Source organism: Psychrobacter sp. TB55-MNA-CIBAN-0194 (assembly GCF_040309505.1).
In the GTDB taxonomy this organism is placed as follows: Bacteria; Pseudomonadota; Gammaproteobacteria; order Pseudomonadales; family Moraxellaceae; genus Psychrobacter; species Psychrobacter fozii.
In genome coordinates this window covers 1-310 of sequence record NZ_JBEOOW010000103.1, presented here as the reverse complement: position 1 = coordinate 310, position 310 = coordinate 1, and the positions used below count along the sequence as shown (strand labels likewise).

Genomic DNA, 310 nt, shown 5'->3' with positions numbered 1-310 from the left:
GTCTGCAAGTCAGAACAATACTGTCAATGAAAGTAATGAGACAGGCAATACGAGTAAATCTATTCGCCAAGACCATGCTACCCGTAAACGTATTATCTCGAAATCAGTCTTAGGGCTGATTTCGTTGTTTATGCTAGTACCGATTTTAATCGTGCTGCTGTCGTGGACTCAGCCAGTAGCAGAGATTTGGACACATATGGCAGATTATGTACTTCCGCAAGTGCTCAAAAATACGGCGATTTTATTGCTTATGGTGACTGTCGTTTCAGGCACTATTGGTACTGCTCTGGCTTGGGTTACTAGTATGTAT

1 pseudogene is annotated in these 310 nt (G+C 42.3%); it reads left to right on the top strand.

What is annotated here, in order from left to right:
* Positions 1 to 310 (top strand): annotated as a pseudogene (locus tag AAEY75_RS14435) (iron ABC transporter permease); the annotation flags it as partial.